This window comes from Bradyrhizobium arachidis (genome assembly GCF_024758505.1).
GTDB classification, from domain to species: domain Bacteria; phylum Pseudomonadota; class Alphaproteobacteria; order Rhizobiales; family Xanthobacteraceae; genus Bradyrhizobium; species Bradyrhizobium manausense_C.
On record NZ_CP077970.1, the window covers coordinates 5,231,057 to 5,256,686 of the forward strand.

29 protein-coding genes are annotated in these 25,630 nt (G+C 64.5%); 11 read left to right on the forward strand and 18 right to left on the reverse strand.

Annotation, left to right across the window (positions count from 1 at the left end; genetic code table 11):
* Window positions 1–130 precede the first annotated feature (130 nt).
* Window positions 131–469 carry a hypothetical protein gene (locus KUF59_RS24220; protein ID WP_212459729.1) on the forward strand — a complete coding sequence of 113 codons (339 nt, stop codon included), beginning with the start codon at window positions 131–133 and terminating at the stop codon, window positions 467–469.
* Between the two features lie 112 nt (window positions 470–581).
* Window positions 582–1,646 carry a SphA family protein gene (locus KUF59_RS24225; RefSeq protein ID WP_212459728.1) on the forward strand — a complete coding sequence of 355 codons (1,065 nt, stop codon included), beginning with the start codon at window positions 582–584 and terminating at the stop codon, window positions 1,644–1,646.
* Window positions 1,647–1,705: 59 nt separating this feature from the next.
* Here KUF59_RS24225 and KUF59_RS24230 read toward each other — a convergent pair whose 3' ends face one another.
* Window positions 1,706–2,647 carry a tetratricopeptide repeat protein gene (locus KUF59_RS24230; RefSeq protein WP_258767206.1) on the reverse strand — a complete coding sequence of 314 codons (942 nt, stop codon included), beginning with the start codon at window positions 2,645–2,647 and terminating at the stop codon, window positions 1,706–1,708.
* Window positions 2,648–2,751: 104 nt separating this feature from the next.
* Here KUF59_RS24230 and KUF59_RS24235 point away from each other — a divergent pair, with 104 nt between their 5' ends.
* A complete protein-coding gene (locus tag KUF59_RS24235; protein WP_212459726.1) occupies window positions 2,752–3,027 on the forward strand; it encodes a GNAT family N-acetyltransferase in 276 nt (91 codons plus the stop codon).
* Window positions 3,028–3,089: 62 nt separating this feature from the next.
* Here KUF59_RS24235 and KUF59_RS24240 read toward each other — a convergent pair whose 3' ends face one another.
* Complete coding sequence (locus tag KUF59_RS24240) at window positions 3,090–3,488, reverse strand: DUF3597 domain-containing protein (RefSeq protein WP_212459725.1); 399 nt, start codon at window positions 3,486–3,488, stop codon at window positions 3,090–3,092.
* Between the two features lie 324 nt (window positions 3,489–3,812).
* Between KUF59_RS24240 and KUF59_RS24245 the strand changes: the two genes are divergently transcribed.
* Window positions 3,813–4,721 (forward strand): DUF2189 domain-containing protein, encoded by a 909-nt coding sequence (locus tag KUF59_RS24245; RefSeq protein WP_212459724.1) that lies wholly within the window; start codon window positions 3,813–3,815, stop codon window positions 4,719–4,721.
* A gap of 184 nt (window positions 4,722–4,905) precedes the next feature.
* Entirely contained in the window at window positions 4,906–5,730 is an 825-nt protein-coding gene (locus tag KUF59_RS24250) for a lytic murein transglycosylase (protein ID WP_212459723.1), read from the forward strand.
* A 62-nt stretch (window positions 5,731–5,792) separates the two neighbouring features.
* On the opposite strand, the gene KUF59_RS24255 is transcribed toward KUF59_RS24250, so the two are convergent.
* Window positions 5,793–6,059 carry a hypothetical protein gene (locus tag KUF59_RS24255; RefSeq protein WP_212459722.1) on the reverse strand — a complete coding sequence of 89 codons (267 nt, stop codon included), beginning with the start codon at window positions 6,057–6,059 and terminating at the stop codon, window positions 5,793–5,795.
* A 683-nt stretch (window positions 6,060–6,742) separates the two neighbouring features.
* Here KUF59_RS24255 and KUF59_RS24260 point away from each other — a divergent pair.
* The 4 genes from KUF59_RS24260 to KUF59_RS24275 all read left to right on the forward strand — a co-directional run bounded on the left by KUF59_RS24260 (window position 6,743) and on the right by KUF59_RS24275 (window position 10,189).
* Window positions 6,743–6,895, forward strand: coding sequence for a DUF1127 domain-containing protein (locus KUF59_RS24260; protein ID WP_212459721.1), 153 nt, complete (start codon window positions 6,743–6,745; stop codon window positions 6,893–6,895).
* A gap of 125 nt (window positions 6,896–7,020) precedes the next feature.
* On the forward strand, window positions 7,021–8,448 hold the full coding sequence (gene trmFO, locus KUF59_RS24265; RefSeq protein WP_212459720.1) for a methylenetetrahydrofolate--tRNA-(uracil(54)-C(5))-methyltransferase (FADH(2)-oxidizing) TrmFO: 1,428 nt from the start codon (window positions 7,021–7,023) through the stop codon (window positions 8,446–8,448).
* A gap of 7 nt (window positions 8,449–8,455) precedes the next feature.
* On the forward strand, window positions 8,456–9,550 hold the full coding sequence (locus KUF59_RS24270) for a serine/threonine protein kinase (RefSeq protein ID WP_212459719.1): 1,095 nt from the start codon (window positions 8,456–8,458) through the stop codon (window positions 9,548–9,550).
* 81 nt (window positions 9,551–9,631) lie between these two features.
* Window positions 9,632–10,189 carry a CAP domain-containing protein gene (locus KUF59_RS24275; protein WP_212459718.1) on the forward strand — a complete coding sequence of 186 codons (558 nt, stop codon included), beginning with the start codon at window positions 9,632–9,634 and terminating at the stop codon, window positions 10,187–10,189.
* A gap of 144 nt (window positions 10,190–10,333) precedes the next feature.
* On the opposite strand, the gene KUF59_RS24280 is transcribed toward KUF59_RS24275, so the two are convergent.
* From KUF59_RS24280 to yajC, 6 genes are all read right to left on the reverse strand, one after another.
* Window positions 10,334–11,596 carry a threonine ammonia-lyase gene (locus KUF59_RS24280; protein WP_212459717.1) on the reverse strand — a complete coding sequence of 421 codons (1,263 nt, stop codon included), beginning with the start codon at window positions 11,594–11,596 and terminating at the stop codon, window positions 10,334–10,336.
* A gap of 45 nt (window positions 11,597–11,641) precedes the next feature.
* On the reverse strand, window positions 11,642–12,505 hold the full coding sequence (locus tag KUF59_RS24285; RefSeq protein ID WP_212459716.1) for a phytoene/squalene synthase family protein: 864 nt from the start codon (window positions 12,503–12,505) through the stop codon (window positions 11,642–11,644).
* Window positions 12,502–12,885 (reverse strand): Mth938-like domain-containing protein, encoded by a 384-nt coding sequence (locus KUF59_RS24290; protein ID WP_212404263.1) that lies wholly within the window; start codon window positions 12,883–12,885, stop codon window positions 12,502–12,504. Before KUF59_RS24290 ends, KUF59_RS24285 begins: the two co-directional genes overlap by 4 nt.
* Before the next feature lie 68 nt (window positions 12,886–12,953).
* Window positions 12,954–13,970, reverse strand: a complete 1,017-nt coding sequence (gene secF / locus KUF59_RS24295) for a protein translocase subunit SecF (protein ID WP_212459715.1) — start codon at window positions 13,968–13,970, stop codon at window positions 12,954–12,956.
* Between the two features lie 10 nt (window positions 13,971–13,980).
* Entirely contained in the window at window positions 13,981–15,579 is a 1,599-nt protein-coding gene (gene secD, locus KUF59_RS24300; protein ID WP_212459714.1) for a protein translocase subunit SecD, read from the reverse strand.
* 37 nt (window positions 15,580–15,616) lie between these two features.
* Window positions 15,617–15,973 carry a preprotein translocase subunit YajC gene (gene yajC, locus KUF59_RS24305; protein ID WP_212459713.1) on the reverse strand — a complete coding sequence of 119 codons (357 nt, stop codon included), beginning with the start codon at window positions 15,971–15,973 and terminating at the stop codon, window positions 15,617–15,619.
* Between the two features lie 180 nt (window positions 15,974–16,153).
* On the opposite strand from yajC, the gene KUF59_RS24310 reads away from it, so the two are divergent.
* Window positions 16,154–17,125, forward strand: coding sequence for an ATP-binding protein (locus KUF59_RS24310; protein WP_212459712.1), 972 nt, complete (start codon window positions 16,154–16,156; stop codon window positions 17,123–17,125).
* A gap of 163 nt (window positions 17,126–17,288) precedes the next feature.
* Here KUF59_RS24310 and KUF59_RS24315 read toward each other — a convergent pair whose 3' ends face one another.
* The gene (locus KUF59_RS24315) at window positions 17,289–18,683 is read right to left on the reverse strand and encodes a LysM peptidoglycan-binding domain-containing M23 family metallopeptidase (RefSeq protein WP_212459711.1); all 1,395 of its coding nucleotides are present in this window, start codon (window positions 18,681–18,683) and stop codon (window positions 17,289–17,291) included.
* A gap of 109 nt (window positions 18,684–18,792) precedes the next feature.
* Complete coding sequence (locus KUF59_RS24320) at window positions 18,793–19,443, reverse strand: protein-L-isoaspartate(D-aspartate) O-methyltransferase (protein WP_212459710.1); 651 nt, start codon at window positions 19,441–19,443, stop codon at window positions 18,793–18,795.
* A 259-nt stretch (window positions 19,444–19,702) separates the two neighbouring features.
* Between KUF59_RS24320 and KUF59_RS24325 the strand changes: the two genes are divergently transcribed.
* Window positions 19,703–20,065, forward strand: a complete 363-nt coding sequence (locus tag KUF59_RS24325; RefSeq protein WP_212459709.1) for a response regulator — start codon at window positions 19,703–19,705, stop codon at window positions 20,063–20,065.
* A gap of 118 nt (window positions 20,066–20,183) precedes the next feature.
* Here KUF59_RS24325 and surE read toward each other — a convergent pair whose 3' ends face one another.
* From surE to scpB, 7 genes are all read right to left on the reverse strand, one after another.
* Window positions 20,184–20,951, reverse strand: a complete 768-nt coding sequence (gene surE / locus KUF59_RS24330) for a 5'/3'-nucleotidase SurE (protein ID WP_212459708.1) — start codon at window positions 20,949–20,951, stop codon at window positions 20,184–20,186.
* 102 nt (window positions 20,952–21,053) lie between these two features.
* Window positions 21,054–21,539, reverse strand: a complete 486-nt coding sequence (locus KUF59_RS44385; protein ID WP_408918031.1) for a hypothetical protein — start codon at window positions 21,537–21,539, stop codon at window positions 21,054–21,056.
* A gap of 84 nt (window positions 21,540–21,623) precedes the next feature.
* Window positions 21,624–22,952: a serine--tRNA ligase gene (gene serS / locus KUF59_RS24340; RefSeq protein ID WP_212459707.1), complete on the reverse strand. Its 1,329-nt coding sequence runs from the start codon at window positions 22,950–22,952 to the stop codon at window positions 21,624–21,626.
* Between the two features lie 138 nt (window positions 22,953–23,090).
* Window positions 23,091–23,897, reverse strand: coding sequence for a twin-arginine translocase subunit TatC (tatC, locus tag KUF59_RS24345; RefSeq protein ID WP_212459706.1), 807 nt, complete (start codon window positions 23,895–23,897; stop codon window positions 23,091–23,093).
* A complete protein-coding gene (tatB, locus tag KUF59_RS24350; protein ID WP_212459705.1) occupies window positions 23,894–24,403 on the reverse strand; it encodes a Sec-independent protein translocase protein TatB in 510 nt (169 codons plus the stop codon). The genes tatC and tatB overlap by 4 nt, the downstream gene beginning before the upstream one ends.
* Before the next feature lie 86 nt (window positions 24,404–24,489).
* On the reverse strand, window positions 24,490–24,726 hold the full coding sequence (locus KUF59_RS24355) for a twin-arginine translocase TatA/TatE family subunit (RefSeq protein WP_212404246.1): 237 nt from the start codon (window positions 24,724–24,726) through the stop codon (window positions 24,490–24,492).
* A gap of 166 nt (window positions 24,727–24,892) precedes the next feature.
* Window positions 24,893–25,627: an SMC-Scp complex subunit ScpB gene (scpB, locus tag KUF59_RS24360; RefSeq protein ID WP_212459704.1), complete on the reverse strand. Its 735-nt coding sequence runs from the start codon at window positions 25,625–25,627 to the stop codon at window positions 24,893–24,895.
* Between the last annotated feature and the right edge of the window lie 3 nt (window positions 25,628–25,630).

The window sequence follows — 25,630 nt, forward strand, 5'->3', positions numbered from 1 at the left end:
GTACGAATGAGACTCCTGAGCCTGCATCCGGAGGGATGCTGATGCTCATCGCTTGTCCGGACCATCTTTCAATAGCAGGCGAGGCTCGCCTCGTGCCCCTGCCCTCCAAGAAGCGAAACATAGAGCCAACATGAAAGCAGCTTCACTAAGCGTATTCTGGCTTGGAATGCTTGGAATTTCCGCGGAGGTGCTCGCTGCCCCGTGCTCGTCCTATTACATTTCGGAAATCACTGTTGTATCGGCGGTCGACACCGAGGCCGGGCGTGTACAGACTTTTGTCGGATTTGGAGCGTCGAAGGAAGAAGCCGAGAAGAATGCCTTGGGATCCTGCTCGCACATCCAGCTCGACCTCCAGACTTGCCTGGACTCAGATCGCCTCGTGAGTCGTAATGCTCCTTCGGATGAACTTAACGGTTTGCTTCATTTGAAGTACATGAAGGCGGTGAAGCGCATCACTGGCTGCGACTAGCGCAACTTCGCAGCCCTGCATCATTGTCTGGATTTGTGCGAATGCTCATGCACCGTTCGCACGAGTTGCAACTTCGATGGCCGGTTTCCGTTCTGGACCAAAGAGAACGCAAATGCAGTGCCTTGGATTCGACTTAGGGCACAGTTGTTTTGGGCGACTGCTGCTTGTCGGGGCGGCCGTGGCTCTGCTCCCGCTTTCCGGCCAAATTGCCCATGCCGATGAAGGGGGCGTGTCTTTCTGGCTTCCCGGGCAAGTTGGCAGTCTCGCCGCTGTGCCTTCGACGCCCGGCTGGACATTAGACACGGTCTATTATCACGCCTCCGTAGCCGCCTCCGGCAGCGTTTCCGCTTCCCGACAAATTGCTATCGGAAACCTTCCGACAAACGCAAATGTCAGCCTGAATGCGAATCTGAACGCACGTGCCGATCAGGTCGTGCTGGCGCCCACATACGCCTTTGCCAATTCAGTGCTCGGCGGCCAATTGGCGATTGGCATGGCCGGATCATTCAGTCGCGTCGACGCGCGCCTCGACGGGACTCTGACGGCCCAACTCGGTTCGGTCACCGCGACCCGCACGGGTACCATTTTGGATTCCTTCACATCGGTTGGCGATCTCAGCCCGATCGTGACGTTGAAATGGGGGCAAGGCGTCCACAACTGGGTGATCTATGGTACGGGCGACATTCCCGTCGGAGCCTATGATCGGGGGCGACTCTCCAACATCGGGATCGGCCACGGAGCCATCGATGGTGGCGGTGGCTATACCTATTTCAACTCGGTAACGGGTCGAGAATTTTCTGCTATCGCCGGTTTCACCTACAACTTCCAAAATCAACAGACACAATACCAGAACGGCATTGATTTCCATTTCGATTGGGGAGCGTCGCAATACCTCTCAAAACAACTTTTCATCGGCCTTGTGGGGTATGCGTACCAGCAAGTTACCGCTGACTCCGGCCAACACCCTATCCTGGGACCCTTCAAGTCGCGCGTGATCGGCATCGGTCCGCAAATCGGCTACATTTTTCCGATCGGGAAGATGCAGGGATCTTTGAACCTGAGAGGTTACGGCGAGTTCCTCGCGGCCCATCGCGCGTCCGGTTGGAATACTTTTCTGACGTTCGAGATCTCCGGCGGTGCCCCAGAGATGCCGACCCGTCACCCCCTGGCGAAATGAGCAGGGAAACTGTCCACGAGGCCGCCTTAGGCACCTGAGGATCAGCATCGAGCTTCCGACTACATCGCCCCCAGCCGCTGCAACGCCTCCCGCGCCGTCGGCAGATCAGGGCGCAGCTCCAGCGCCTTCCTGAAATCCGCGATCGCGCCCTGCTTGTCGCCGAGGCGCATCTTGGCCTGGCCGCGGTTGTTCCAGGAGAACACGTCGGAGGGATCGTATTGCAGCGCCTTGTCGTAATCGGCAAGGCCGCCCTTGTTGTCGCCCTGGTAGAGCCGGATCATGCCGCGATTGCGCCAGCCGCGCGCATCGGTCGGCGCGATCCGGATCGCCTCGCCATAGTCGGCGGCGGCGCGGTCCAGCTGCTCGGAATCGCGAAAAACGTTGCCGCGGTCGATATAGGCGAGCAGATCCGGCGCTAGCTTGATGCGCGTGGTGTAGTCGGCGAGCGCGCGCGTCATGTCGCGTTTGCGGTAGTAGGTCAGTCCGCGGTTGCCATAGGCGCCGGCGTAGTTGGGATTGAGCTTGATCGCGGTGTCGAAATCGGCGATCGCGCCATCAAGGTCGCGCTTGTTGTACCGGGACTCGCCGCGGTTGTTGTAGGCAAGCGGCAGCGACGGATCGAGCTTGATCGCCTGGTCATAATCGGCAATCGCGCGATCATAGTCGCGCTTGAAGGAATAGACGCGGCCGCGGTTGTTGAAGGCGCAGGCATAGTTCGGGTCGAGCTTGACCGCCTCGTCGAGATCGGCAAGCGCGGCATCGAGCTCGTGCCTCTCGGTGAGCCCATGCCCGCGGTTGCAATAGGCGCCGGCGAGCCGGCGGCCGGTTTCACTCTTGGTGTCGATGACCGTCGAGCAGGCCTTGACCCGCTCGTCGGGCGTGCTGGCGAGGCCGACACAGGCCTCCCAGGCCGGGCCGCCTTCGGCCGCCGCCGGCACCGGCGCGGCACAGGTGAGCGCGAGGACGGCAAGCGACGCCAGATGGCCAACCGAGACACGCATTTGCCGGATATCTCCCCTGCGACGATGTCCGTTGGTCGCGTCTTTGCAAGGGCGGGTTCATCCGCCTACATCGGGATCGGAGCGACAAACTCAGAGGGATTTGCATGCCGGCCGCCGTACGCGACAACAAAGACAAAAACCGCTTCGAGCTCGACGTCGGCAACGAGGTCGCCTTCGCCAACTATCGGCTGACGCCGCAGGCCATCATCATCACCCACACCGAGACGCCGCGCAGCTTGCGCGGCCGCGGCATCGCCTCGGAGCTGGTGAAGGGCGCGCTGGAGCTGATCCGGGCCGACGGCAAGAAGGTGATCGCAGCTTGCGGCTTTGTCGTCGACTACCTGCACAAGCATCCGGAAGACGCTGACCTCATCGCCTGAGGCCCCCTCAAACGCAAAAGGGCCCGCCTGATGGCGGGCCCTTTCGACGAGCGGGTCATCGCTCAGTGCTTGATCTCCGGCGGCAGCTTGCCGCCATTGGCCGCGAGCTTGGTCATGACCTGCTTGTGCAGCCAGACATTCATGCTCGCGGAATCATTGGTGTCGCCGGTGAAGCCGAGCTCCTTGGCGAGCTCCTTGCGCGCGGCAAGGCTCGAGTCGATGTCGAGCGCCTTCATGAGATCGACGATGGAGGTGCGCCACTCCAGCTTCTCCTTCTTGGCCGCGACCGCCTTGTCGAGGATCGGCGCGACGTCGACGGTCTGCGCGGGCGCAGCCGCGGGGGCAGAGGCCGGCGAAGCCGCCGTGCCGGAGCTTGCGGGTGCGCTCGCGCCGCCGGCCGGCGCTGCCGCTGCCGGATGGCTGCCGAAGATCGCGCCCATGATTTTTCCGAAAATGCTCATAGTTGCTCCCCAAAAAGGATCCGAAGGAAGGGCCTGAGTGGCACTCTATAGACTTGGTTCTTGCGCAGACATGCGACGCGTTGAACAGCATGAGCTTATCTGCGGCGAAATGACGACAGAATGACATATTCGAGGTTGCGCTGCGGCAACAATATTCACCCAACAGTGCGGGACAGCCCTCCCAATTGGGAGTACCGTTGAGCCTCAGTCCGCGATCCCGTCTGGAATTCGCGTCTGGTCTGGATCGCAATTGTCTAGGAAATGCGGCCGCTTGCGCCGTTTGTCGGCGCAACATGCGGCTGCGCGGCAAGGGAGCTAGCGACCATGGCGACACTCTACCAGGGCAATGTCCCCGGCGTGGCCCAGTCCGCTGATGCGGCTGGACCAACGATCCGGACCATCCAACTCTCGGACCTCCACGACGCGCTGAAGCGCGGCTGGGAAGATTTCAAGGCGGTGCCGAGCCACGCCATCATCCTGTGCGTGATCTATCCGGTGCTGGGCCTCGTGATCGCGCGCGTCGCGATGGGCTATTCGGTGATCCCGCTGCTGTTCCCCCTTGCCGCAGGCTTCGCGCTGATCGGACCGTTCGCCGCGCTCGGCCTTTATGAGCTCAGCAGCCGTCGCGAACGCAACGAGGAAGCGAGCGCCTGGGATGCCATGGAGGTGCTGCGTTCGCCCTCCTTCGGCGCCATGCTCGGGCTCGGCACGCTGCTGCTCGCACTGTTCGTGACCTGGGTTGCCACCGCGCAGGCGATCTATGTCGCAGCATTCGGCTATGAAGGTGTCACCGGCATCGCTGATTTCATCACGCGCGTGCTGACGACGCAGCAAGGCTGGTGGTTGATCATCGTCGGCTGCGGCACAGGCTTCCTGTTCGCACTCGCCGCGCTCTGCATCAGCGTCATCTCGTTCCCGCTGATGCTCGACCGCCATGCCAGCGCCGGCGAAGCCATGGTCACCTCGCTCCGCGCGGTCGCGAAGAACCCGGTACCGATGGCAGCGTGGGGCCTGATCGTCGCAGTGCTGCTCGCGCTCGGAACCCTGCCCGCCTTCCTGGGCCTCGCCGTGGTCATTCCCCTGCTCGGTCACGCGACCTGGCATCTCTATCGCAAGGTGATCGTGTCGGATCCCAACGCCCGGCCCGTACCGCCTCCGCCGCATCGCCCGCGGAAGCCGGCGGCCGACTTCCCGGCCAATCTGTTCCCGTGGCGAAATCGCACAGGCGAGTGAGGGCCACATCGAGTCGTGTGTGTCCGCCGATCGCTTGCCGGCCGGCGGATGCACCCCACATCAATCCTTAACCCTGCCCGCGTTTCGGGCAGGGTCCATTGATCTGCGGGCCTTGTTTTAGCCGCGGTTGCTCCCAAGATGGCTGCCGCCGGTCATGTCACTTTCAGGAAATCGATTCTTTCGAATGACCCCGACGTTTCATCGTCTTTCCCTCGCGGCCCTGAGCCTTGCCGTCTCGATCGCCTTCGCCGAGCCCACGCTCGCTGCCACCGCGTGCGGGTCGGGTAATTTCGATGCCTGGCTCGCCGACTTCAAGACGGAGGCCGCCGCCAAGGGTATCGCGCCGCAGGCGATCACGGCCGGCCTTGCCGGCGTGACGCTCGATCAGGCCGTGCTCACGCGCGACCGCTCGCAAAAGGTCTTCAGCCAGAGCTTTGAGGAATTTTCCGGCCGTATGATCCCGCCACGCATGACGCGCGGCGCCAACATGATGAAGCAGTACGGCTCGGTGCTCTCGCGCATCGAGCAGACCTATGGCGTGCCGGGCGAAGTGCTGGTCGCGATCTGGGGACTGGAAACCGATTTCGGCGTCAATACCGGAAAGTTTCAGACGCTGCGCTCGCTGGCAACGCTCGCCTATGACTGCCGGCGCGCCGAGCAGTTCCGCGGCGAGTTGATGGAGGCGCTGCGCATCGTTCAGCGCGGAGATCTCGCCCCTAGCGAGATGAAGGGCGCCTGGGCCGGCGAGCTCGGCCAGACCCAGTTCATGCCGTCGTCCTGGATGAAATACGCCGTCGACTTCGACAACAACGGCCGGCGCGACCTCCTGCACAGCGCGCCCGACGTGCTGGCGTCGACCGCCAATTATCTCGCGAACTATGGCTGGCAGCGCGGCAAGGATTGGGAGCCCGGCGGCCCCAACTTCACGGTGCTGCAGCAGTGGAACAAGAGCGAGGTCTACGCCAGGACGGTCGCCAATTTTGCGACCCAGCTCTCCCGCGCACCCTGAACAAGCGTTGGGCCGACCGCAGGGTTTGCGACCGGCCCTCCCTATAGCGTTTGCCTCTCCGTCTACTTGCCCATGGTGGCGTGCATCGCCTTGTTCAGATGCGCGCCGCAGGCTCCCATCTTGCCGTTGAGCAGGGCGTCCTGTGCGGAGGCGATTTCCTTCTGCGCGGTGATCTTGCTGTCACCGTCGGACATGTTCTCGATCGCCGTTTCGGTCTTCTCAAGATTGGCCGAGCTGCAGCCGCCCGCTGCATGCTTGGCGGCCTGGGCCGGCGCGACAGCGAACGCAACCGCGGCAATTGCCATAACCCGGAGTAACTTCGTCATCATGTTACTTTCCTTCTTCTGATCTTGTGCACACCGACTGCATTGCCGGAATCTGCGCTAAGAGTGTCCGCTACTCTCCGTAACATGTGAGAATGAATTCCCCGCGAGAACTGCGTGATGTTGCGCGGCCTGCAGAGCCCCATGCGGAATTTCCGATTTTCATTACGGGTTTGTAATCAACCCTTCGCACGCGCAGCGTGTAGGCGCCGACAGAGGCCAACAGACGGAGCGTCGGGCCTCATGGACTGCTCAATATCCTGTCCAGCGAGGACCGCCAGAAGCGGATGACTGGAAACGCGGCGCTCTCGCCCCAAGGCAAATGAAATGAATAAATATTCATTTTATAATCCACTTCCTTCGCATGCGATTCGCGCATGAAAGACTTGGGATTAGACGCTATCCAGGAACCTTGCCCCTCACAGAATGCGCCCTATTTCCGCAAGAGCCGGAACAATCAAAAAATGTCATAAACACGTGATTTTCCGGTGATTTATTGCGATGTGTCCGGGCGCCTGCCCATCGCCTGGACGGGTTTGCCGAGAGGTTAATCGCGTCTTACCTTTGCCATGCACCTATCGCTTAGCTGCATCGCAACATCGGAACTTCCGCAGTGCAACACCTCCATCTATATTCATTTCAACGATGAGGCCGCCATCAAAGGCTGAATCGAACTACAGGAGACTACCATGTTGCTCTCGCTCATCCGCATGATCCACGCGTTCCGGGACTATCAGCGCAATGTCGCTGAACTCTCGCAGCTCAGCGATCGCGAACTGGCCGATATCGGCATTGATCGCTCGGACATCCCGCGTGTTGCAGCCGGCCAATACCAGGGCTGAGCTCAGCTCGGCCGACCGGACCAAGCCGATAGCGCCCGCCTCGTGCGGGCGTTGTCGTATCTGGCGCTGGGAATCGTCATCTCCGCGATTCCACTTCCCGCCGAAAAGCGCTACCTGTCGCGCCCATGACAGGTCCTCAATCCAACACCGTCCATATCGTCGGCGCCGGCCTTGCCGGCTCCGAGGCCGCCTGGCAGGTCGCCAAGGCGGGCATTCCCGTGGTGCTGCACGAAATGCGGCCGAGCCGCATGACGGAGGCCCACCGCACCGAGGGGCTCGCCGAGCTCGTCTGCTCTAACTCCTTCCGCTCGGACGATGCCGCCAACAACGCCGTCGGGCTGCTGCACGCCGAGATGCGCCGCCTCGGCTCGCTGATCATGCGCGCGGCCGATGCCAATCAGGTGCCCGCCGGCGGCGCGCTGGCGGTCGACCGCGACGGCTTCTCCGCCGCCGTCACCAAGGCGCTGACCGAGCATCCCCTGATCGAGATCGCCCGCGGCGAGATCGCAGGCCTGCCGCCGGCCGAATGGGGCAACGTCATCGTCGCCACCGGCCCCCTCACCTCGGCGCCGCTGGCGGATGCCATCCGCGCGCTGACCGATGAGAATGCGCTGGCCTTCTTCGACGCGATCGCGCCGATCGTGCATCGCGACTCCATCGACATGTCGGTGGCCTGGTTCCAATCGCGCTATGACAAGGTCGGCCCCGGCGGCAATGGCGCCGACTATCTCAACTGCCCGATGACGAAGGAGCAGTACGAGACCTTCGTCGCCGCGCTGATCGCCGGCGACAAGACCGAGTTCAAGGAGTGGGAGACGAACACGCCCTATTTCGACGGCTGCCTGCCGATCGAGGTGATGGCGGAGCGCGGTCCCGAGACCCTGCGGCACGGACCGATGAAGCCGGTCGGGCTCACCAACCCGCACGATCCCACGACAAAGCCCTATGCGATCGTGCAGCTGCGCCAGGACAACAAGCTCGGCACGCTCTACAACATCGTCGGCTTCCAGACGAAGCTGAAATACGGCGACCAGCAGCGCATCTTCCGCACTATTCCGGGCCTGCAGAACGCCGAATTCGCCCGCCTCGGCGGCCTGCACCGCAACACCTTCCTCAACTCGCCAAAGCTGCTCGACGGCCAGCTCCGCCTGCGCGCCCAGCCGCGCCTGCGCTTTGCCGGCCAGATGACGGGCTGCGAGGGCTATGTGGAGTCCGCCAGCGTCGGCCTCATGGCCGGCCTCTATGCGGCGGCGGACGCGCGCGGCGAGACACTGGCGAGTCCGCCGGCAACGACCGCGCTCGGCTCGCTGCTCGGCCACATCACCGGCGGTCATATCGAAACCATCGAGCCGGGCACGCGCTCGTTCCAGCCGATGAACATCAATTTCGGCCTGTTCCCGCCGCTCGCGAGCGTCCCGACCAAAAAACCCGACGGCACGCGGCTGCGCGGCAATGAGAAGACGGTCGCCAAGAAGCAGGCGATGAGCGCCCGCGCGCTCGCCGATCTCGATCGCTGGATCGCCGACAACCTACGCATTGCTGCGGCGGCGTGAGCCCTAGATGAGCCTTCCCAACGAAGACAGTGCCGTGCTCGCGGCGCGCTGGACCGAGGGCGTGCTGCTCAAGCGCGACGTGTTCTCGACCGTCGAGCGCGGCCGCTTCCGCAGCGAAAGCGGCGAGGTCGACGCCGTGCTGCGCCGTCTTGACGAAGTGCCGTGGTGGTCATTCCTGCTCGCCCGCCACCTGTTCGCGCGCGAGAAGCGCGCGCTGGGACTCGCCGCTGGGCTCCATGTCGGGCCCGAACTACTCTGGGCCGGCCGGCGCGCGCTGGTGCGCGGCTTCGTCGACGGCGTGGCGCTACATCTGGCAAAACCGCACGGCAACCTTGCCTATTTCCGCTCAGCCAAGGATGCGCTGCGCCGCCTGCGGCGCGCCGGCATCTGCCACAACGACCTCGCCAAGGAACAGAACTGGCTGGTGGGGCGCGACGGTCGCGCCTATGTCACCGATTTCCAGCTCGCGGCCTGCTTCAAGCGGCGCGGCCGGCTCTACCGCATCCTCGCCTATGAGGACCTTCGGCATCTGCTCAAGCACAAGCGCTCCTACGCGCCCGAAGCGCTGACGCCGCGCGAGCGCAAGATCCTCGCCAAAAAATCCTTTGCCGCGAGCCTGTGGCTCGCCACCGGCAAAAAGGTCTATCGCGCCATCACCCGCGGGCTCTTCAACTTCACCGACCGCGAGGGCGGCGGCCGGAGGCTGGTCAATGACGCGCCGGTGCTGATCGACCTCATCCGCAAGAACCCGGCCGTGCGTGACACCGCCATCGTCGCCTTCGCCGACCGCCGGTCCGGCGTCGGGCTCTACGCCTTCGTCGAGGCCGACCAGACCGCGCTGGAGAGCCAGCTCCGCGTCCAGCTTAGCGCGGCGAAGGGGCCAAAGCCGCCGGAGCACATCCAGGTGGTGCATGCCCTGCCGCGCGATGCGAGCGGCAAGCCGCGCACGGAGATTTTGCAACTGGTCGCCATGAACCAGCTCGACCTGATCGAGCCGATGATGAAAAGCGACCAGGACCGCGAATTCCTCAAGGACATCCTCGAGCAGCGCAAGAATTTGCGCGACCGCTTCAATTTCGAGGCCGATCTGCCGGCGAGTTAGGGCGCCGGCCGCGCCTTGAAGCCTCCACATTGCCGATGGAGAAGAGGCCGAGCATCACGGTGGACAATGGGCAACTGGGGGATGACACGTCGCGCGGTTGGCATGGTGTTGGCAGGCCTTGTGCTGGCCGCCACGCCTGCAATGGCCGCGGAATCGCCAGCCGAGCAGATCTCCAGCTTCCGCCAGAAGCATGGCGAACCCCGCGTCGTACGCGATACCACCCTCGACCGCATCGCGATGGACCAGGCCCGCGCGATGGCTGCGAAGGACGATCTCAGTCACGACGCCCTCGGCCCGTTCACGCGGCGCGTCGCGCCGGCGGGCGCGGGTCGCGCCGCAGAGAACATCGCCTACGGTTACGAGAGCTTCGAGAAAACGCTCGGACAGTGGATTGACTCGTCCGGGCACCGCAAGAACCTGCTGCTGCACAACGCCTCCCGCGTCGGCATTGCGAGCGCCCGGAACGCAAGCGGCAAACGCACCTATTGGGCGATGGTGATCGCGGGTGACTACGAGCCGAAGCCGAAGAAGGGCAAGAAGGACAAGGAGCCGCTCGTCGCCGTGAAGCGCGAGGCGGCTCCCGCAAGCCAGCCCAAAGCCAGCACCTGCCACATCAAGCTGCTCAGCCTCTGCATCTGAGGCAAAAGCATGATCCGGAAAAGTGCGCAGCGGTTTTCCCTCGCGACAAACGCGGAACGCGTTTGCGCGGAGATCATGCTCAAACAAAGACCTAAAGCGCGATGACGATTCAGCCTAAAGCCATCGCGCTTTAGACCGCGCCGCTCACGCGCAGCGCACGCTCAATCCGGATGCGGCGAGCTTGGCCATGACCTCGTCGAGATGCGCGGCATCGCGGGTCTCGATGACGAGCTGCAGCAGCGTCGCCTTGGCCGGCAAATCGGAAAACGTCCGCTGATGCGAGACCTCGATGATGTTGGCGCCGGCCTCGGCGAGCAGCGCCGCGACCGCGGCAAGTTGCCCGGGCCGGTCGGGGATATCGAGCGAGAGCTGGGTCAGCCGCCCCTCGCGCGCGAGCTCGCGGGTGAGCACGGAGGCAATCAGCCGCGTGTCGATATTGCCGCCGCTTAAGACTAGGCCGATCTTCCGGCCGGCAAAGCGCGAGGGATCGGACATGATGGCGGCCAGCCCCGCCGCGCCCGCGCCCTCCACGACGGTCTTCTCGATCGAGATCAGGGTCGCGACCGCGCGCTCGAGCTCGGCCTCGTTGACCAGCGCAATGTCGTCCACCAGACGCCGCACGATCTCGGTCGTGATCTTGCCCGGCGATTTGACCGCAATGCCTTCGGCGAGCGTATCGCCGCGCGCCGGCAGATTGCCGCCATGGATCGCATTGTACATCGACGGGTACAGCCAGGCCTCCACGCCCATGATCTGGATCGACGGCTTGAGCGAACGTGCCGCAATCGCCATGCCGCTGATCAGGCCGCCGCCACCGATGGGAACGACGAGCTCGTCCAGCTCCGGCACCGCCTTCAGCATCTCGAGCGCAACGGTGCCCTGCCCCGCGATCACGAGCGGATCGTCATAGGGGTGGACGAAGATCATGCCGCGCGCCGCGCCATGTTCACGCGCGAACTCGGCGGCCTCCTCCAGCGTCGCGCCTGTCACGATCACCTCGGCGCCGTGGTGTCGCGTGTTCTCGATCTTCACCATCGGCGTGCCGATGGGCATGACGATGGTTGCGGGAATGCCGAGGCGCCTCGCGTGATAGGCGACGCCCTGCGCGTGGTTTCCGGCGGACATCGCGATCACGCCGCGCCGGCGCTCCTCGTCCGACAGGGCGGTCAGGCGGTTGAGCGCGCCGCGTTCCTTGAAGGACGAGGTGAACTGCAGATTCTCGAACTTGAACCAGATGTCGCAGCCGCAGATATTGCTGAGCGTGCGGCTGTAGCTGCAGGGCGTCTCGACGATGGCGCCGCGTACGGTGTCGGCTGCGGCATGCAGATCTGCGAGCGTCACCGGCAGGCCGCTCAGATCGACTGCGGAGTCCTGCGCTTCTGATGTGATTTGGGATGCTTCGGCCATGGGACAGCATAGAGCATTTGGCCGTCGCGAGCGATATCGCGCCGTCTATTTGGTAAATTCACGCGACCGTGACGCGCGCCACAGCGTCCACAGGGTCGCCAGCCGCGATACGGGCTGCGGCAGGAACGGATTGCGGTCGGCGCGCGACAGCCGCGCGAGGTCACGACGCGCAAGCGCCAGCGGCAGGAACGCCTTGCGCGCCGCAGGCGCCACCTCGGGCAAGAGCGATCCCGCCGTCGCCAGATGCTGCCGCGCTTCGCTCGCGAGCGCTTCCAGCGCCGCCCGGAGCGTCGGCGTGTCCTTGCCCGCAAACACCTCCTCCATGCCGATGCGATGGCGCTCGAGAAGCTGTTGCGGCACGAACAATTGGCGGTGCGCGGCATCGCGCGGCAGGTTGGCCAGCACCTGCACCATGCCCTGCGCCAGGCCGGCATGCCGGGCCAGATGCTCGGCCTCAGCCGAAGGCGGTGCCAGGATTCGCGCCGCCAGCGCGAACAGCGCCGACGAGGTCGCAGAGAGATAGCCTTCCAGCGCAGGGATCGTCGGCATCGGATCGTTGTAGAGATCGAACTGGTGCTCCTCGGCGAGACGCGACAACGGCTCGACCGGCAGGTCGAAATCGCGAATTGTCAGCAGGAGCTCGGCCGCGACGGGATTTCCTTCCGCGCTGCCGTGGACATGGCCCGCCAGCATGTCGGTCCACCACTGCATCCGGATCTCGCCGGGCAGCGGCTGGGTGACCTGGTCGCGGACGCGCACGATCTCGACGTTGAAGGCGTAGAGCGCGAGCAGCGCACGCCGCTCCGTCGCGGGCACGAACAGCGTCGAGGCGTAGCGCGGAAAGTCGTGGCTGCGGACGAGGTCGGCGCAGAACGCGGCCGCGTCGGCGGACGGGTTGGCCGCGGTCATGGCACGGCGATCAGGGCGGCCGCGACGCGCCGGCGCTCGCCGATCATGATGTTGTAGGTGCGGACCGCGGGACCCGTCTGCATCGTATCCAGCACCACCCTCACCGCCTTCAGCGCCTGGCGCAGCTCCGGCGGCGGCAGCCAGATCCCGGTTCCCGTGCCGACCAGCAAGGTGTCGATGCTATTGGCCGCCGCAAACACCTTGTCGAGCGAATAGCGGTCGATCTTCGCGGGATCCGTCACGTCCCAGGCCCAGATCGCATCGGGCAGGCAGAGCAGCGAGCCCCGATGCGACATGCCGGCAAAGGCAAAGCCGCCCTTGCCATAGGCATCGATCGGCGCCGAGCGCGGGAAATGCGGAGCGTTGGGATCGCCGGCCATGATGTTCGTCCGAATGGGCTTTGCCGCCCCCGCGCATCAACGCGGGAGCACACGGTTCGGATTATGCCCTACTTCTTCGGATTCTTCTTCGCCGGCTCTTCCGCCGCTTCGGCACGCTGGCTGTGGACGCCGAGATAGATCAGGATCGGCGCCGCGATGAAGATCGAGGTGTAGGTGCCGACCAGCACCACGCCGAACATCATGACAGCGGTGAAGCTGTGGATGGCGTGGCCGCCGAACAGCAGCAGCGCGAGCAGCGCCAGCGTCACGGTGACGTGGGTGATGATCGAGCGCGACAGCGTCGAGTTGATGGACTCGTTGAGAAGCTGCGGCATCGGCATCTTCTTGTAGCGGCGCAGCATCTCGCGGATACGGTCGTAGATGACGACGGTATCGTTGAGCGAATAGCCGAGAATGGTCAGAAGCGCCGCGATGCTGGTGAGGTCGAAATCGACCTGGCTGATCGACATGAAGCCGATGGTGAGCACGATGTCGTGCACGTTGGCGATCATGGCGCCGAGCGCGAACTGCCACTCGAAGCGGAACCAGAGATAGATCAGAATCGCGACGATCGCGAGCATCAGGCCGAGCATGCCGTAGGCGAGCAGCTCGCCGGCGACGCGCGGACCGACCACGTCGCTGCGCTCAATGCTGACGTTGTCTCCGAGCACGCCACGAACCTTCTGCAGGGCCAACTGCTGGGCGGCGTCGCCGCCCGGCTGTTCCGCAACACGGATCAGGACGTTCTCGGGGCCGCCGAACTGCTGCAACTGGACTTCGCCGAGACGCAACCCTTCCACCGCGTTGCGCATCGCGGCGATGTCGGCGGTCCCGGACTTGACCTTGACCTCCAGCAGCAAGCCGCCCTTGAAGTCGATGCCCAGATTGAGGCCGTGGGTGAAGAACAGCGTGATCGCGAGAATCGACAGCGCGGCCGAGATCGGGAAGCTGATGCGGCGGAAGCGCGTGAAGTCGAAATGCGTGTCGTCAGGGACGATGCGCAGCGACGGCAGCAGGCCGAGCGCCGAGACGACGGTGAGGATGGCAATGAGGATGCCGAGCCCGATGAGAACGGTCTGAGTCACGAACAGGCTCCTAGATCGGCACGCTCTGCGGCCGCTTCCACCGCACCCACCAGGCCACGATCAGGCGGGTCAGGGTGAAGGCGGTGAACACCGTGGTGATGATGCCGATGCCGAGCGTCACGGCAAAGCCGCGCACCGGACCGGTGCCGATGTAGAACAGCACCGCTGCGGCGATGAAAGTCGTGATGTTGGAATCGAGGATGGTCGCCAGCGCCCGCTTGAAGCCGGCGTCGATCGCCGAGATCGCGTTGCGGCCGCCGCGCAGCTCCTCACGGATGCGCTCATAGATCAGCACGTTGGAGTCGACGGCGATGCCGACGGTGAGCACGATGCCGGCGATACCGGGCAGGGTCAGCGTGGCGTTGAGCAGCGACAACAGACCGAAGATCATGGCGACGTTGATGGCCACCGCGATGTTGGCGAACACGCCGAATAGACGGTAGGTCAACAGCATGAACACGATGACCAGGATCGAGCCGACGTAAGCCGCAAGCTCGCCCTTCTCGATCGAGTCCTGGCCGAGGCCCGGACCGACGGTGCGCTCTTCGACGACCGTGAGCGGCGCCGGCAGCGCGCCGGCGCGCAGCAGGATCGCGAGATCGTTGGCCGACTGCACGGTGAAACTGCCGGAGATCTGGCCCTGGCCGCCGGTGATCGGCTCGCGGATCACGGGCGCAGAGATCACCTTGTTGTCGAGCACGATCGCGAAGGGCAACCCGACGTTTTCCTGTGTGGCCTGCGAGAACTTGCGCGCACCCGACGTATTGAACTTGAAGCTGACGACCGGCTCGCTGGTCCGCTGGTCGAAGGTCGCCTGGGCGTCAATCAGGTCGCCACCCGCCACCAGCACCTGCTTCTTGACGACGTAGGGGGTCGGCGGCGGCGACGCGCTCATCAAGAGCTCGGATTCGGGCGGCACCCTGCCCTGCTGCGCCTGATCCGGCGGCACGGACGTGTCGACCATCCGGAATTCCATCTTGGCTGTCTTGCCGAGCAATTCCTTCAGACGGGTCGGGTCCTGGAGGCCCGGCACCTGCACCAGGATGCGGTCATTGCCCTGGCGCTGGATGACGGGCTCGACGGTGCCGAGCTCGTTGACGCGGCGTTCGACGATCTGGATCGATTGCTCGATGGTCTTGCGCATGCGATCGAGCATCGCCGGCTGAGGAATGCTCAGGCGGATCAGCCCGCCGCTGGCATCAGCCACTTCGAGGTCGCGTTGACCGCTGGAGCCCATCAGACCGCCGAGCGGTTGCGAAAGGTCACGCAGCTTGGCCAGCGCGGCCTGAAGGTCGGTGTCCTTAACCCGGACCTCGACGGCATCGCCGCGGGTCACGAGCCCGGTGTAGCCGATCTTGGCGTCGCGCAACGTGCGCCGCACCTCGTCGCGGACCTGGTCGAGCTTTTCCTTCTTCACGTAATTGGAATCGACCTCTAGCAGAAGATAGGAGCCGCCCTGCAGGTCGAGGCCGAGCACGATGCGGCGCTGCGCCCAGGCAGGCCAGGTCTTGACCTGCGCCTCGGGAAAGAAGTTCGGGACCGCGCAGAGGCACACGATCAGCGCCGTCAGGATGATCCCCAGCGCCTTCCACCGCGTGAAATACAACATCGATTGAACCTGTCAGATCAGGAGAATGCGAGAACGATCAGCTTGCGGAGCTGTCGTCCTTGGCGCTTTCTTTGGCCGGCTCGCCCTTGGCGCGCACGCCGGAGATCATCTGCCGCATCTGGCGCACCCGCACGCCGTCGGAAATCTCGAACTCGATCTGGTCGTCGTCGACGACCTTGGTGACCTTGCCGACGAGGCCGCCCGAGGTCACGACGGTGTCGCCGCGGCGAATGTTCTTCACGAGGTCGGCATGGTCCCGCACCTTCTTCTGCTGCGGCCGCAGAATCAGGAAGTACATGATCACGAAGATCAGCGCGAACGGCAGAAGCGACATCAACATGCTGTTGGTATCGCCTGCGGCCGCGGCCTGGGCATAGGCAGGGGTAATCAGCATCGAACATTCCTCGTGAACGGGAGAAGGCCGGTCCCGCCCCCGAGAGGCGACCGGTTCGGTCAAATTTCGCGCGGACTATAGCGGCCATTGCCCCAATTGCAACGCTGCCAGCCCCCTGATTTGGCCACCTTGCGGCGCGTCCCAAGGCCCGATAAGGCTGCGTTCTCAGGAACTTCGGACATGCCCAGAAAACCAAGCAAAACCACGGCTTCCAAGCCCGCCAAAAGGCTTGCCAAAAAGCCTGCCCGCGTCGCGGCAAAACGCCCCACGACCGTGGCTTCGGACCCCTCGCAGGCGCGCATCGTCCGCGCGCTGGAGACGATCGCAGCACACCTGTCGGCCACGGCCCAATCAGGCCCCGTCCCCGAATCCTTCGACCGCGCCGACGCCTTCGTTTGGCACCCGGACGGACGCCTGTCGGCGGTGCCGCGGGTCAGCCGGGTCGAGCTCTTCCTGCTTAGGGGCATCGACCGGATGCGGGACATCCTGATCGAGAACACCGAGCGCTTCGCCAATGGCCTGCCAGCCAACAACGCCCTGCTCTGGGGCGCGCGCGGCATGGGCAAGTCGTCGCTGGTGAAAGCCGCACATGCCAGCATCAATGCGGACCGAAAAGCCACCGACAAGCTGAAGCTGATCGAAATCCATCGCGAGGACATCGAGACCCTGCCCGCGCTGATGGAGCAGCTACGCGACTCCGCCTACCGCTTCATCGTGTTCTGCGACGACCTCTCCTTCGATGGCAACGACGCCTCCTACAAGTCGCTGAAGGCGGTGCTCGAAGGCGGCATCGAGGGCCGGCCCGAGAACGTGATCCTCTACGCCACCTCCAACCGCCGTCACCTGCTTGCGCGCGACATGATCGAGAACGAGCGCTCGACCGCGATCAATCCCGGCGAGGCCGTCGAGGAAAAGGTCTCGCTGTCCGATCGCTTCGGCCTGTGGCTCGGCTTCCACCGCTGCAGCCAGGACGAATATCTCTCAATGGTGCGCGGCTATTGCGGCCATTTCGGCATCAAGATGGATGACGAGGCGCTGGAGCGCGAGGCCCTGGAATGGTCGACCACGCGCGGCTCACGCTCGGGCCGCGTCGCCTGGCAATTTACGCAGGAGCTTGCGGGACGGCTCGGCGTGAAGCTGACGGGGAAGTAGGCTGAAGGTGTTGCCTCGGTCATTCCCCGCGAAAGCGGGGAATCCAGTACGCCGCGGCTTATCGGCTCAACAACAACGGTCTCTGGAATACTGGGTCGTCCGGTCAAGCCGGACGACGACAGTGAGTATGTAGCGCGAGCGTACTCTACTGAAGCTTCGCGCCTCACGCCCCGTTCAGGAATTGAAGCGGGTCAACTGGATTAGATCCTTTACGGATCTCGAAGTGGAGCTGCGGCGACGCCACCTCACCGGATTGACCCGACTTGGCAATGATCTGGCCGCGCTTGATAGTGTCCCCGCGCTTCACCATCAGCTCACTCGCATGGGCATATGCGGTGACGTAGCCGTTGGAGTGCCGAACCAGGATCAGATTGCCGTAACCCTTCAGCTCGTTGCCGGAATAGGCAACGACGCCGTCTTCAGCCGCCTTGACCGGCGTGCCCTCGGGCACCGCAACGTTGATGCCGTCATTGGACTTGCCGTTGGTCTTGGCGCCGTAGCCCGTGACCACCTTGCCGCGCACGGGCCAGCGGAAGGTCGGCAGTGCGCCGGTCGTTTCCGCAGCCTTGGCCGGAGCCTCGGCGGCAGGCTTTTCCTCGATATTGGCGGTGGCCTGGGCAAGCCGCGCGCTCTGCTGCGGCGCGGGCAAGGCCGCAACCTTCATGGCCGGCGCGGTCGCAACCGCAGCCGGCTGCTGGGCGACGGCGACGGGCGCCGCGGCAACCGGGGCGGGTGCAGCCAACGCCGCGGTCTTGCCGCCGGGCACGTTCAGCTTGGTGCCGAGCTTGAGCTTGGCCGATGGCTCGAGGCCATTGGCACGCGCGAGTTCGGTGACCGACACATGATTCTTGCGGGCGATGCTGGCGAGCGTATCGCCGCGATTGACGAAGTGGGTGCTTGATGGCGCAGCGACGACCGCAACGGGTTTTGCCGCTACCGGCGCCGCCATGACCGGGGCCGCCGCAACCGGCGCCATGGCGGGCGCAGGAGCCGGAGCCGCCGCCGTCTGATGCGGGATGATCACCTGCTGACCGGGCGACAGGGCGCGCGGGCCCTTGTAGCCGTTGGCGGCAAGGATCGCCGCGGGCGTGACGTGATAGCGCTTGGCGAGCACCTCGAGCGTGTCGCTGGTGCCGACGATGATCTTGGTCCCGCCCGCCGGACGCGCTGCTGCGACCGAGCGCGGCGGCACGGCACCGGTGGCTTCGAGCTGCGGCTGGGCCGGCGGCGTGTAGGAGCCGACCCCGCGACCGCCTCCGGACACCCCGCCCGCCACCGGATAGGACTGCGGCGCAGAAACTGCCGGCGGCGGCAAGGGCTGCGACTGGTAAGCCGGCGCCTGGGTGTTCGGCCGCGCATATTGCGGCAGCTCGCGCTGGACGGGCTGCTGCTGCACCGCGCCAGTCGATTCCTGAGACGCAAAGGGATTTGAGAAGTTTTGCTGGGAGAGCCGCGACGACATGTCGGCGCTACAGCCCGCGAAACTGAACGAGATCAGCGCCAGCACCGCGACCTGCGGCACGCGGCGCGAGTAAAGCAACTCGGCGACAGCGGACATGGTTACTCACTCGTACGCAACAGAACTGGTCTTTTAAGTAAACACCCGCCGAGTAAATAACGGCTTAACCCTCCCAATAAGGTGTTGGCAGCACAACCGATCCGGAAATCTACAGCTCGCGGGCTACCCCAGGCAGCGCCGGCACGAAGCGGACGTCGACGAGTTCCCTGCGCTCGATGCCCGCCTCCGAGCGGGTCAGGCGGACCAGCGTCTGCACCCCCTGATGCGGTCCGACCGGCGCGATCAGGACGCCCCCGACCTCGAGCCGCTCGATCAGGTTCTCCGGGACCTGCTCCATCGCGGCCGTGACGATGATCCGGTCGAAGGGGCCGATATTGGCAGGCAGGTTGAGGCCGTCGCCCAGCATCACCTCGACATTGTGACAGCCGAGCTTCTCCAGTCTGGCGCGTGCGACGTCGGCAAGCCTGCGATAGCGCTCGACCGTCAGCACCTGCCCGGCGAGCCGCGACAGCACCGCCGCCTGGTAGCCCGACCCGGCGCCGATCTCGAGCACGCGATGATGCTTCCGGACCTGGAGCTGCTCCGTCATATAGGCGACGACGAAGGGCTGGCTGATGGTCTGGCCGCAAGCGATCGGCAGCGCGCTGTCGCGGTAGGCATCGCCTCTGTCGGCGTCCTCGACGAACAATTCGCGCGGCACCTCCTCCATGGTGCGCAGCACCGACTGGTCGCTGATTCCGCGGCGTCTCAGCGTGAGCTGAAACATCATCTTTTCCGGCGGACGTTGATTGCTGGCCATTTTACACTTGTTCTCGTCTTGCTTCCCCAGGGACGAACGACGCTTGCGTCGCAAAGTCGAGAGACGGCCTGTCGTAGCCTGTCGGAATCGTTGTTCCGGCTCAGGAACCCATGATAATCTAGGGCTACGGCGATTGACCACAATCTGTGTGCGTAGGACAGCCGTAACCGTCATGACAGATTGGGGTTCGTCCAAACGCGCATTGCGTCGTATGCCTATATCTGCGAACGTTTCACGGGACGGGCAAGGACTCAACTGAATGACTGCGACGGGTGGTTCTGTATTCCTCGTTGAAGACGAGGTCATGATCAGGATGATGGTCGCGGATATGCTGGAGGAGCTCGGCTACAAGGTCGCGGCCGAGGCCGGCGACATTGCAGAGGCGATGCGGCTAGCCCAATCCACCGAGTTCGACTTCGCCATCCTCGACGTCAACGTCAACGGCAAGGTGATTTCGCCGGTCGCCGACGTGATCAAGGCCAAGGGCCGACCCTTCATCTTCGCGACCGGCTACGGCTCCTCCGGCCTGCCCGAGCAGTATCGCGACCGCCCCTCCCTGCAAAAGCCGTTTCAGCTCGACGCTCTCGGCAAGACCATCGAGTTCGCCCTGCGCGGCGGCTAGGGCCTGCGACGGCGTCCATCTATCTGATGCGTCAAACGATCTCGTAAAATTCGAAAATCTTAGCCCGGCAACCCCGCCTACTTTGCATGGGGTTGTTTCGACGCTTTTATCGTCCGGTCTACTTCAGGGTCTCGCCGAGGGCTTCCGAGAACGCTTCATCGGTGCGGTCGAGCCGGAGCGGCGTGACCGAGATGTAGCGCTCCCGCAGCGCCGCGAGATCGGTGCCTTCGGCGGGCAGATCCATCATCGCGGCGCGCTCGAAACCGATCCAGAAATAGGGATTGCCGCGGCCGTCGCGGCGCTCGTCGATCTTGAGGAAGCCGAGATTGCGCTTGCCCTGGCGCGTCACGCGGATGCCGGCAACCTCTCCCGGCGCGCAGGCCGGAAAGTTGACGTTGATCACGGTGTTCTTCGGCACGCCGGCGGTCAGCACCTTGCGCAGGATGTCTGGGCCGAATTTTTTCGCCGTGTCCCACAGCGGCTGATCGCGTGTCTCGATGCTGAACTCTTGCGACAGCGCGAACGACGGCAGGCCCAGAATGGTGCCTTCGAGCGCGCCGGCGATGGTGCCGGAATAGACCACGTCCTCGGCGACGTTGCGGCCCTTGTTGACGCCTGAGAGCACGACGTCGGGCATCGTCGCGCCCAGGATGTGACGCGCGCCCATGATGACGCAGTCGGTCGGTGTGCCCCGCACCGCAAAGTGCCGCGGACCGACCTCGCGCAGACGCAAGGGATCGTTCAGCGACAGCGAATGCGACACGCCGGACTGGTCGAGCTCCGGCGCTACCACCCAGACGTCCTCGGACAGGGCGCGCGCGATCTCCTCCACGACCTTGAGGCCGGGCGCATGAATGCCGTCGTCATTGGTGCAGAGAATGCGCATGTGCTTCGATTCCAAGAGCCTGGATTTGGGGCGGGTTGGGGTCGTCTTATCGCCCTCCGCCCGATCAGGCAAACCCCGGAAGCCCCCGCGGGGAACCGCTGCTCAGCGGCGGATGCGCCATTGCGGCAGGAAGCGCGCCAACCTGCCTTCCGCCCGCAATTCCAGCCGCAATTCCAGGGGTGGCCGGACCGCCGGCGGCGGCATCTTCGGAATGGCTGCCGGAGGCTCGGGGATTTTGGTCGGTTCGAGTTTCGACAGCATTGCGATGAGGCTGCCCACCTCGGCGCTCTCGTCGGCCGGCGGAGCTTCAGCCTTGCGAGGCGCGGGCGGGATCGGCGCAGACTTCGAGGCAATGGCGTCCGGCGCGGCGCCTTGCGGATGGCGCGTACGCGCCATCGTCAGCGCCTTGTCAAAATCCTCGACATTGATGCCGGGTTTTGTCCGCCGGCTCTGCACAAAATCGTCGTCCCAGAGCCGGGCCACCTCGATGTCGAGCACGCCGCGCAAGCGCTGGTCGACGGCCTGGATGCCGAATCCGGTCACGGCCCATTGTCTGCCGACCCAGAAGATATCGCGATGCAAGGCCATGAAGGGTCGGCTCAAAACTCTCGGGCAGCCGGCAGGATAACCGCCCGCCCGATCTTCGCAACCGTCTATCCTGGCGGTATCGCCCTATTCGCGCGTGATCGCCTTCAGTCCGCCCATATAGGGCTGGAGCACGTCGGGAACCGCGATCGAGCCGTCCTCCTGCTGATAGGTCTCCATGACCGCGATCAGTGCGCGGCCGACCGCCGTGCCGGAGCCGTTCAGCGTGTGCACGAAGCGCGGCTTGCCGTCCGGCCCGCGCGAACGCGCATCCATCCGCCTCGCCTGGAAGTCGCCACACACCGAGCAGCTCGAGATCTCGCGGAACGCACCGCCCTCGCCCTGCCCGGGCATCCAGACCTCGATGTCGTAGGTCTTTTGCGACGAAAAGCCCATATCGCCGGTACAGAGCGTCATGACGCGATAATGCAGGCCAAGCCGGCGCAGCACTTCCTCGGCGCAGGCGAGCATCCGCTCAAGCTCGTCCTTGCTGGTCTCGGGCGTGGCGATCGAGACCAGCTCGACCTTGGTGAATTGGTGCTGGCGGATCATACCGCGCGTATCGCGGCCCGCAGCTCCCGCTTCCGCACGAAAACACGGCGTCAGCGCGGTGAGCCGCATCGGTAACTGCTTCTCGTCGAGGATGGATTCGCGGACGAGGTTGGTCAGCGCAACCTCGGCGGTCGGGATGAGGCCGAGCCGCTCGGTCCGCAGCCGCTCGTCGGGCGTCAGCAAGAGCTCGCCCTTGAGGGCCCAGAACTGATCGTCCTCGAATTTCGGCAACTGTCCCGTGCCGAACATCACCTCGTTGCGCACCAGCAGCGGCGGGTTGACCTCGGTATAGCCGTGCTCGGTCGTGTGCAGATCGAGCATGAACTGGCCGATCGCGCGTTCGAGCCGCGCCAGCCCCTTCTTCAGCACGACAAAGCGCGCGCCGGAAAGTTTTGCCGCCGCTTCGAAATCCATATAGCCGAGCGCGCCGCCGAGATCGTCATGCGGTCTTGGTGTGAACGCGTAGTTGCGGCGGTTGCCGAAGACGTGACGCTGCACATTGCCGTGCTCGTCGCGGCCGTCGGGCACTTCCGCGAGCGGCAGATTGGGGATCGCCGACAGCTCCTTCGCAAGCTCCTCGTCCGCTGCCTTCGCGGCAGCTTCGAGTTCCGGCATGCTGGTCTTGAGTTCGGCCACCTCGGCCATCAGCTTGGCCGCGCGCGCCTCGTCCTTGGCCTTCTTGGCATCGCCGATCTCCTTGGAGGCCGCGTTGCGCCGGGCCTGCGCCTGCTCGGACGCCAGGATCGCCGCGCGCCGCTTCTCGTCAATCGCGAGCAGCGATGCCGACAACGGCTGCAGGCCCCGTCGGACCAGAGCGGCGTCGAAGGCTTGCGGGTTGTCGCGGATCGATTTGATGTCGTGCATGGCTGATTTCCCGTCGTGGCCGGGCTTGTCCCGGCCATCCACGTCGTTGCCGCCTTAGATCAAGTCGTGGATGCCCGGGTCAAGCCCGGGCATGACGAATCGTCGGCTGGCCTGCTCAATGATAAGCGAAAAAGCGCCCTACTCGGCCGGATTGGCGCTGGACGACGCGCCGCTTTGGGCCTGCGAGGCCGCCGCCTTCTTCTCCACCATCGCGACCGCGATGATCGAGCCCTCATAGAGCGCCAGCAAGGGGATCGCGAGCGAGGCCTGGCTCAGCACATCAGGCGGGGTCAGGACGGCGGCGATGACGAAGGCGATGACGATGAAATAGCGGCGCTTCTCCCGCAGCATCTTTGCCGTGATGATGCCGATGCGGCCGAGCAGGGTCAGGATCACCGGGAGCTGGAATGCGATGCCGAAGGCGAAGATCAGCGACATCATCAGCGACAGATATTCGCCGACCTTGGGGAGGAGCTGAATCTGGGCGGTCTCCGCGCCGCCCATCTGCTGCATGCCGAGCGAGAAGCGGACCAGCATCGGCAGCACGATGAAATAGACGAGCATCGCGCCAAGCACGAAGAAGAACGGGGTCGCGACGAGATACGGCAAAAACGCCTGCTTCTCGTGCTTGTAGAGGCCGGGCGCCACGAACATGTAGATCTGGCCGGCGACGATCGGAAACGAGATGAAGGCGGCGCCGAACATCGCCAGCTTCAGCTGCGTGATGAAATATTCCAGCAGCGCCGTGTAGATGAACTTGGAGTTCTCCGGCCCCGCGATCCATACGAACGGCCAGACCAGCACGTTGTAGATCTGCTTGGCGAAGAAGAAGCAAAGGATGAAGGCCACGCCAAAGCCAAGCAGCGCCTTGATCAGCCGCGAACGCAGCTCGATCAGATGGTCCATCAGGGGCGCTTTGCTGGCCTCGATATCGGCGTCGGTCATGACGCTTTGGCATCCTTCAGCGCCTCAGCGGGCGCGGTATCCTGTGCCACGGGCGCCGGCTGAACCTCGCGCACGATCGCGAGCGGCTCATCGGCCGCGGCATGTGCCTCCGCCTCGACGAAGGTCGCGGGCGTCGGGGCTTCCGGTGTCGTGGGTGTGGTCGGCGGCTCGATGGCAGCAGGCGTCGAGGACGACGTCTCTGCGGGCTTGTCGATGTCGTCGATCCGCAGGGAGTCGCTGACGTCCTTCTGGAGCGCGGTCATGACATTGCCGCTGGCAAGGCCGGTGGCGACGTCCTTGACCTCGTCAAAACTCTTCTTGAGCTCGGCCATCTCGGCCTCGCGCATCGCTTCCTGGAACTGGCCCTGGAATTCGGATGCCATCTTGCGGGCCTTGCCCATCCACTGGCCGACCATGCGAAGAACGCCCGGAAGCTCCTTCGGGCCGATGGCGATCAGCGCGACAACCGCGATGACGACCAGTTCACTCCACCCGATGTCGAACATGAAGGCTTCCGTTCACGCAAGCCGCGGACACGCCCAATCCTTGCACTACCGGATCGGGCCGCGCCCCACGTCTGCTGGTGTTTGGCTCAGACGGCTTTGCTGCCGACGTCCGTCCGGGCCGCCGTCGGCGCACCGGTGTGCTCGATGGACTTGGCCGGCTCGGCGGGCTTATCGGCGGCCTTGTCGTCGTCCTGCATGCCCTTCTTGAAGGCCTTGATGCCCTGAGCCACGTCGCCCATCAGATCCGAAATCTTGCCACGGCCGAACAGCAGCAGGACCACTGCGATCACCACGATCCAGTGCCAAATGCTAAGCGAACCCATCCTGCAACCCTCCAAACGCGTATGGCTGGCGCCCCAGCCTGATCTCCCCGAAACCTAGGCTCCGCGGGTGTCAAAAACAAGGACCAAGGGAGCGCCAATTCGCTGTTGGCACTAGGTAATATCGCTAGTGTTAACCGGTCGCAGGGTGCGGCAGGAGAGGCCGGAATCAGCCCTCGCCGCCCTCTTCGCCACCGTCCGACGTCTCCGGCTCGACCGCAGGCGCGAGCGCCAGGTCGAGGTCGTCGCCCGGTTCCAGCGGATCCTCGTCCTCGCGCAGCTCCGGGTCGTCCGACGGCGTCGGCACGCTGAAGCCGGTGGGAAGCCGGGAATCCAACAGGCCAGTGCCCTTCAGTTCCTCGAGGCCCGGCAGGTCGGTGAGCTGTTCCAGCGTGAACTGCGACAGGAAGGTCTCGGTGGTGCCGAAGGTGAGCGGCCGGCCCGGCGTCTTGCGACGGCCGCGCGGCTTGATCCAGCCGGTCTCCAGCAGCACGTCCAGGGTGCCCTTCGAGGTCACGACGCCACGGATCTCCTCGATCTCGGCGCGCGTCACCGGCTGATGGTAGGCGATGATCGCCAGCACCTCGATCGCCGCACGCGACAGGCGGCGGGTCTCGGTGCTCTCGCGCGTCATCAGCCAGGCGAGATCGCCGGCGGTGCGGAAGGTCCATTTGTTGGCGACGCGCACGAGGTTGACGCCGCGCGCGGCGTATTCGGCCTGCAACTGCGCAAGGGCGGCCTTCACATCGACGCCGTCAGGCATCCGCTTGGCAAGCGTCGCGGTATCCAGCGGTTCGCTCGACGCAAACAGCAGCGCTTCGAGAAGCCTCAACTCTTCGGGACGTGCCTGCGGCTCGTTGTCCATCGGCTCGACCTCTTCAACCCGAACTTCCGCCAAGGCCATGGC